At 71.7% G+C, this 7,223-nt stretch carries 4 protein-coding genes; 2 read left to right on the forward strand and 2 right to left on the reverse strand.

Annotation, left to right across the window (positions count from 1 at the left end):
- The coding region (locus C7C46_RS20475; protein ID WP_146259153.1) for a glycohydrolase toxin TNT-related protein at window positions 1-2,314 on the forward strand (2,314 nt) is incomplete at its 5' end.
- Window positions 2,311-2,556: a hypothetical protein gene (locus tag C7C46_RS20480; RefSeq protein WP_110671337.1), complete on the forward strand. Its 246-nt coding sequence runs from the start codon at window positions 2,311-2,313 to the stop codon at window positions 2,554-2,556. The genes C7C46_RS20475 and C7C46_RS20480, both read left to right, overlap by 4 nt.
- A gap of 89 nt (window positions 2,557-2,645) precedes the next feature.
- Here C7C46_RS20480 and C7C46_RS20485 read toward each other — a convergent pair whose 3' ends face one another.
- Together C7C46_RS20485 and C7C46_RS20490 are read right to left on the reverse strand one after the other, a co-directional pair.
- Entirely contained in the window at window positions 2,646-3,311 is a 666-nt protein-coding gene (locus C7C46_RS20485; RefSeq protein ID WP_110671338.1) for a hypothetical protein, read from the reverse strand.
- A 12-nt stretch (window positions 3,312-3,323) separates the two neighbouring features.
- A partial coding sequence (locus C7C46_RS20490; protein ID WP_281278571.1) for a polymorphic toxin-type HINT domain-containing protein occupies window positions 3,324-7,223 on the reverse strand: 3,900 nt, incomplete at its 5' end.

The following is a 7,223-nucleotide window of genomic DNA, read 5'->3' on the forward strand; positions in this document are numbered from 1 at the left end:
GCTGGCGGTGCGTCTGATGAGCTCGGGCGGTCCGTGGACCAAGGCGGCGGCCGAGGCCGCGGTCGAGGGCACCGACAGTGACGTCCAGGCCTTCCTGAGCACCGGCCTCGCGCTGGCACAGGAGCGGGACGACCGGGTCTCGGCCCAGACCACCGCCCGCCAGTCCACCAACATCGAGCAGCGACTCGCGGCCGAGCGGGCCTCGGTGGCTCCGGCCGCGGACCTGCGCCAGTTCCTGGTGACGGGGCAGTACCCGGGCAAGGACGACGACGACCGGGTGCTGCTGTCGCAGATCATGGCGGCGGGCGGCCCGGGCGTGAAGGCGGCGGCCAACGCGGCGCTGAACGGCACCATCGACGACGTACGGGCGTTCCTGACCACCGGTCAGTACAAGGCCCGCAACGACGACAACCGCGTCCTGATCACCCAGGACATCACCAACGGCGGCCCCGAGGTCAAGGCCGCGGCCCAGGCCGCCATGTCCGGCCCGGACTCCGGCCTGGAGACCTTCCTGAACGTGGGCCTGCCCAAGGCCCAGCAGCGCGACTCGGACACCGCCGCGCACACCGCCGCGATCAACTCCTACCTGTTCAAGATCGACGGCTCGGTGGCCACGGCGCGCCAGTACGCGGCCCAGGCCGCTGCCTCGGCGGCCACCGCCCGCGGCGCGTCCAACGACGCGGCGGCTGCGGCCAACCAGGCCAAGCAGTCGGCCTCCGACGCGGCGACCGCAGCCAAGCAGGCCGCGGACTCCGCCGCTGCCGCCCAGGCCTCGGCCAACCAGGCCGCCGCCTACGCCAAGCAGGCCGTCAGCGCCGCCGCCTCGGCCCAGTCGGCCGCCAACCGCGCGAACGCCTCGGCGATCGCGGCGACCGCCTCCGCCGACCAGGCCCGCCAGTACGCGGCCGACGCCCAGGCCGCCGCCGACCAGGCCAAGGCTTCGGCCCTGGCCGCCGGCAAGAGCGCCGCCGACGCCCAGGCCGCCTCGGTGGCCGCCCAGGGCGAGATCTGGAAGCAGCGGCAGGCCTCCAACGTGGAGGGCAGCTACCTGCCCGAGACGGTCGTGGTGGGCGACGACAGCCGGGTCTCCGCGGTCTTCTCCCGCGCGGAGGGCGACGTCAAGCCGGAGGTGCTCAGCCAGGACATCAGCCGGTGCCAGAACGACGACAACAACGCGCTCTGGCTCTGGCTCTTCGACGGCCACAGCGCCTGGCACAAGAACGCCGCCGGGCAGGACGTCTGCGACGTCCCGATCAAGGTCCAGCCGCACGGCACCATGGACTACGAGCTCAAGACCTGCCCGGTCCCCAACCTCAGCATCGCCGACTGCCAGGGCAAGTACACGTCCGACGACGTGATGCAGGTCGCCACCGTCAAGCTGGACGACACCAAGCCGTACGACGACAAGTACGAGCTGAACTACGACGACTTCGCCAAGCACTACAAGGTCTACTGCTCGCCCGAGGGTGGCGGCTGCATGACCGGGGACAGCGCCCAGATCATCTGGCAGGCGCTGACCGGCGACATCGTCGACTGCTGGAACCACCCCGGCCTCACCGCCCACTGCGCCTGGGCTGCGGTCACGGTCATCCCGTGGGGCACCCTGCTCAAGGGCGCCAAGGCCGTGGTCGCCGTCAAGATCGCCCTGGACACCGGGGTGGCGCTCGACGACGCGATGACGGTGGTGCGGACCACCATCGTGGCCACCAGCACGGTCACCATGGCCAGGCTCGACGCCTTGGTCAGCAAGACCCGCGCCCTGATAGACCTGGCCAACCGGCTTGAAGCAGCCAACGAGTTGGCCCCGGACATCAGCAAACTGTCCCCCGGCGCGCAGGCTCTGGCTAAGGGCTACCGGCCCTACGGCAACATGCCCCGCCTCCTGTTCATCAAGAAGTGGTGGAGCGAGACTCTCTACGTCGACCGGACCACCGGCCAGTGGAAGGCCGGCTGGATCTACCCCGGTGACGAGTACGCCCTCCCGTTCACCAAGCGGATCATGCTGAACGGGGAGATCAAGCAGGGCGAGGTCTGGGACCGCTTCGGCGAGAGCAGCGGCAAGTGGCTCTCTCCGGCCTCGGAGAACGCCCCCTTCGCAGCGCGGTCCCTGCCGCCCAAGACCCTCGGCGACCCGTACCAGCGCTACATGTGGGCGAAGGACTACGACGCCGGCGCGGGTAGCATCGAGCGGAGCAAGGCCGCGCCTTGGTTCGGGCAGGACGGTGGAGCGACCCAGTTCAAGCTGGAGAAGACGGTCCACGAGCTCTGCGAGGCGGGGTACCTGGTCTACGAGAACGGAACCAAGTGCACATGAACCGCCACCAACTCCGCGCAGCCCTGCGCGAGGCCGGGGTAGGCGACTCCCGCTACGGCATCATGACGCCCGACCTGCGGACCTCCGAGCACATCCAGGAGTCCGTGCCCGTCCTGGTCGGCGCGCCCGACCAGTCCTGGGCGATCGAAGCCTGGGAGCGCGGCGACCACTGGGTCGAAGCGAGCTTCGACTCGGAGGAGGCGGCCTGCGCGTACCTGTACGACAGGCTCGTGAAGCACTGACGGACCGCCCGGGCTGACACCCTGGGCCGGACGGACGAAAAAGGGCGGGCCCCTCCCGATCGGGAGGGGCCCGCCTTCGTGCTTCCCGGTCAGTCGACCAGGTCGGACCAGATGTTCAGGCCCCCGTCGCCGACCACCAGCGGGTGGTAGCCGAGCTGACGGCCGATCTCCTTGAAGCGCGCGCGCCGGCCCGGACCGATCGGCACGAAGTACGCCTTCAGCGCCCGCAGCAGCAGCCGGAACCCGAGGTCGACGGGGAGCTCGGTGACCGCCGCCACCAGTGCGGGCACCGCCTGCGACAGCGGCGGAGCGTAGCGGCTGGTGACGGCGGCCTCGGCCAGCGCCGGCCCGACGCCACCGAGCTCGGCCAGCACGGCGGCCCGCAGCTGAGGGTCTCCCGCCGGGGCGGGCCGGGCCGGGGCGGCGGCACCCGGTTCCTGACGGATCGCCGACTCACTGACCTCCGCCAGCCGGTTCAGCCAGGGCCGGATGCCCACGCCCGTGCCGACCGGATCGAAGTGCGCCCGGGTGGCGGTGAGCCACACCGTGGCCAGCACCTCGTCCGACAGCGCGGACCCGACGAGGGTCCGGACGTCCGCCAACACCTCCTCGGCGTACACCGGTCCTTCCTGGTCGAAGAGCAGTTCGGCCATGCCGAGGCAACCGGCCTCGTCCCCCGGGACGTACGGGGGCTTGAGGTACTTGGTGAGGCCGGTGATGCCGAAGTCCTCGTCGAACTCCGCGCGTGGTGCCATCCGCTGCTGCTCCTACTCCGGGTACGAGGTGTAGACGACGAATCGCTCGGGGTGAGGCTTGCCGACGTACTTGAGCTGTATCACCACGACACTGCCCGTCGGGTCACTCACGCTGCCGTCGCTAGGGTTGCCCTTGGTGTAGACCCTGCCGAGCGACCCCCGACCGCGCAACTCCCACCGGACCGTCAACAGGTCCCTAGAAGAGATGAAGATGCCACCCTTGCCGATCCGCTGGGCCTGCTTCGTCTTCCAGTTCGCCAGCGTCAACTGGTTCTCCGGATCCTGGACCCAGGCCTGGAACGCGTCGGAGACGGACTTGGCAGCCGTCGCCTGGTCGTTCCAGATGGTCGCCTTCCCGTTTCGCTCCGCCTCGGCCTTGGCCTGGGCCTGCGCCGGGGTCTTGTTGACGTGCTCGTCCAGGGTGTGGGCCCCGTCGGGGCCACCCTCGTCCTTCACGATGTCGACGCAGTTGTGGACCAGCAGGTCCTGCGGCCGGTCGCCGGTGGTCCGCACGTAGAAGGTGTGCAGGGCGCCGACCGTGAGGTCGTAGACCGTCTGCGGAGCCAGACCGGTGTGGTCGTGCAGCGAGGTGATGGTCCGCAGCGAGCCGTCCGCCGACCGCAGGTGGTCACCGACGTGCAGGCTCGAAGCCACCTGCCAGCCGGCCCCGTCGACGTACAGCCGGTGGCCGGCCGTGCTGGACAGGGTGCCGCCGTCAGCGAGGCCGATCTCCACCAGCCGCTCGGTCGAGTGGCTGAAGGCCGCCGTCACCGGCTCGACCTGCTCCGCGCCGGTCGCCGGGTCCGTGGCGAGGACCTGGTCGCCCACCCGGATCTGGCTGATCGGCTTGTGCGACCCGTCAGCGAGCAGGACCTCGGTGCTGCTCGGGAAACTGTTGATGAGGCAGGACTCGCGGGCTTCGGCAGCGACCTCCTGCTCGTTCCCCAACTCGTCTACCAGGTAGCGGTCGACGGTGGCGTCCTGGCGCAGCACGTTGAGTGCCTCGTCGGTTCCCACCCCCGTCTTCAGGGTGGCGCGGAACTTGGCGACGTTGCTGACCAGGTTCTGCAGCTTGGCCGCCGCCGTGATGCTGATCGCGTCACTGGTCGCGTTGACCACCGCCATCGCGTCACTGATCGCGACGCCCGTCTCCAGCGCGATCTTCAGACCGATGACCGCCTTGGCGCCCTTGAACAGCGTGCCGGCCGGGACGACCGTCGCCACCGCCCAGAAGCAGGAGGCGTTGATGCCAGGGTTGTTCCAGCACTTGACGATGTCCCCGGTCAGGATCTGCCAGAGGATCTTGGCGCTGTCGCCGTTCGAGCAGCCTCCGTCGGGCGAGCAGTACATCTTGTAGTGCTGCGCGTAGAAGTCGTACGTCATCGGGGCTTTGTCGTCGTACGGCTTGATGTCGTCGAGCTTGACGGTGCGCAGCGGAGTCACGTCGGCCGAGGTGTACTGCCCCTGGCAGTCGGCGATGCTCAGGTTCGGGACCGGGCAGGTCTTGAGCTCGTAGTCCATGGTGCCGTGCAGCTGGACCTTGACCGGGACGTCGCAGACGTCCTGCCCGTTGGCGTCCTTGTGCCAGGAGCTGTGGCCGTCGAACAGCCACAGCCAGACATCGAGGTTGTCGTCCCGGACGCAGCTGCTGATGTCATCGTGGATGACCTCCTGCGAGACGTCGCCCTCCTGGCGGCTGAACACCGCGGACACCCGGCCGTCGTCGTCGACCACCACCGTGTCCGGCAGGTACGTCCCGTCCACGTTCGACGCCTGGCGCTGCTTCCAGATCTCGCCCTGCGCCGCCGTCGAGGCGGCCTGCGCGTCGGCGGCGCTCTTGCCCGCCGCCAGCGCCGAGGCCTTCGCCGCGTCCGCCGCCGCCTGCGCGTCGGCCGCGTACTGGCGGGCCTGGGCAGCGGACTGGGTCGCCGCGATCGTCGAGGCGTCCGCCCGCTGCGAGGCCGACTGGGCCGAAGCCGCCGCCGCCAGCGCCTGCTTGGCGTAGGCCGCCGCCTGTGCGGCCGACTGCTGGGCCGCCGCCGCCGAAGCGGCCGCCGCCTTCGCCGCGTCCGACGCCTGCTGCGCCGACTGCTGCGCCTGCTGGGCGGCAGCCGCCGCCTCGTTGGCGGCGCCGCGCGCAGTGGCTGCGGAGGCAGCCGCCTCCGCCGCGTACTGGCGCGCCGTGGCCACCGAGCCGTCGATCTTGGACAGGTACGAGTTGATCACCGCGACGTGCGCGGCCGTGTCCATGTCGCGCTGCTGGGCCTTGGGCAGGCCCACGTTCAGGAACGTCTCCAGGCCGGAGTCCGGGCCGGACATGGCGGCCTGGGCCGCGGCCTTGACCTCGGGGCCGCCGTTGGTGATGTCCTGGGTGATCAGGACGCGGTTGTCGTCGTTGCGGGCCTTGTACTGACCGGTGGTCAGGAACGCCCGTACGTCGTCGATGGTGCCGTTCAGCGCCGCGTTCGCGGCCGCCTTCACACCCGGGCCGCCCGCCGCCATGATCTGCGACAGCGCGACGCGGTCGTCGTCGTCCTTGCCCGGGTACTGCCCCGTCACCAGGAACTGGCGCAGGTCCGCGGCCGGAGCCACCGACGCCCGCTCGGCAGCCAGCCGCTGCTCCAGGTTGGTCGACTGCTTCGCGATCGCCTGCGCACTGACCCGGTCGTCCCGCTCCTGGGCGAGCGAGAGCCCACCGCCCAAGAACGCCTGGACATCGGCGTCGGTGCCGTCCAGAGCCGCCTCGGCTGCGGCCTTGGTCCACGGACCACCGGACGTCATCAGACGCACCGCCAGCTGACGGCCCTTCACCACCGCAACCGTGGGGTCGACCCCCGAGGCGGTGGCGTCCTTGAACAGCTGCTGGGTGTCGGCGGCCAGCTGAGCCGCCTGGCCCGACTGCCAGGCAGCGATCTTCTGCTTGGTCGCCGCGTCGCGCGAGGCCTGGTCCGCAGAGGCGATGTTGGCCGCCTGCTGCTCCGCCAGCCGCTCGGCGTCCGCGTCGGCCGCGACCTTGGCGACGTTGTGCGCCTGCTTGCCGGCCGCGTCTGCGGTGTCCGCAGCAGCCTTGGCCTCGGTGGCGGCCGCCTGCGCGGTGTTCGCCGCCGTCGCCGCCTCACCCGCATGCGCCGCCGCCGCATCGGCAGCCGCTGCTGCGGCGTCCGCGTGGCCGGCGGCATCGTTGGCCGCCCGCTGCGCGTCCCCGGCCGCAGCCGCCGCCTCGCCCGCGATCTTCACCGTGGCGTTGGCAGCGCGCTGGGCCTCGACCGCGGCGGCCTTGGCCACCGCAGCCGCGTCGCGCGCGGCCTGCGCCTGCGCGTCGGCGACACCGGAGTAGCCGGCCGCATCGGCCGCCGCTTGCGCGGCCGCGGCCGCGTCGGCACCGGCCTGGGCGGCGGAGCTGGCGGCCAGACCGGCGTCCACGGCAACCTTGCCCGCCCAGGCTGCCGCCTCACCCGCGGTGCGCGAGTCGGCCGCAGCCTGCCGCGCCTGCACGGCCGCCTGGGTGGCGGCGTCGGCCTGGGCCTTGTCGTTCGCCGCAGCCGCAGCCGCGTCGCGGGCCTTGGCCGCCGCGTCGCCGGCCTGCGTGGAGGCCTGGGCCGCCGCAGCGGCCGCATTCGCCGCCTGCTCGGCAGCCGCGTTGGCCGCAGCCGCCGCGGACGAGGCGGTCTTGGCCGCCACCGCCGCACGCGAAGCCGCGTCCGCCGCCCGGCCTGCCGCGTTGGCCGCCTTCGAGGCCGAACCCTGCGCCGCCTGGGTCTCCTGGGCCGCCTTCTGCGCTGCCTCCTTCGCCAACCTGGCCGCGTCCACGGCCTTGGCCGCCGCGTCCTTGGCCACCGCCGCCTGCTCACCGGCCCGGCTCGACGCGTTGTTCGCCAGGTCCGCCAACTGCGCGACGGTCAGCGTCTCCTG

Origin of the sequence: Streptomyces tateyamensis (assembly GCF_003205575.1) — a bacterium.
GTDB lineage: Bacteria > Actinomycetota > Actinomycetes > Streptomycetales > Streptomycetaceae > Kitasatospora > Kitasatospora tateyamensis.

Bases quoted from the DNA above. Each gene is read 5' to 3' on its own strand.
- C7C46_RS20480 (WP_110671337.1), top strand. From the start codon at position 2,311: ATGAACCGCCACCAACTCCGCGCAGCCCTGCGCGAGGCCGGGGTAGGC.
- C7C46_RS20485 (WP_110671338.1), bottom strand. From the start codon at position 3,311: ATGGCACCACGCGCGGAGTTCGACGAGGACTTCGGCATCACCGGCCTC.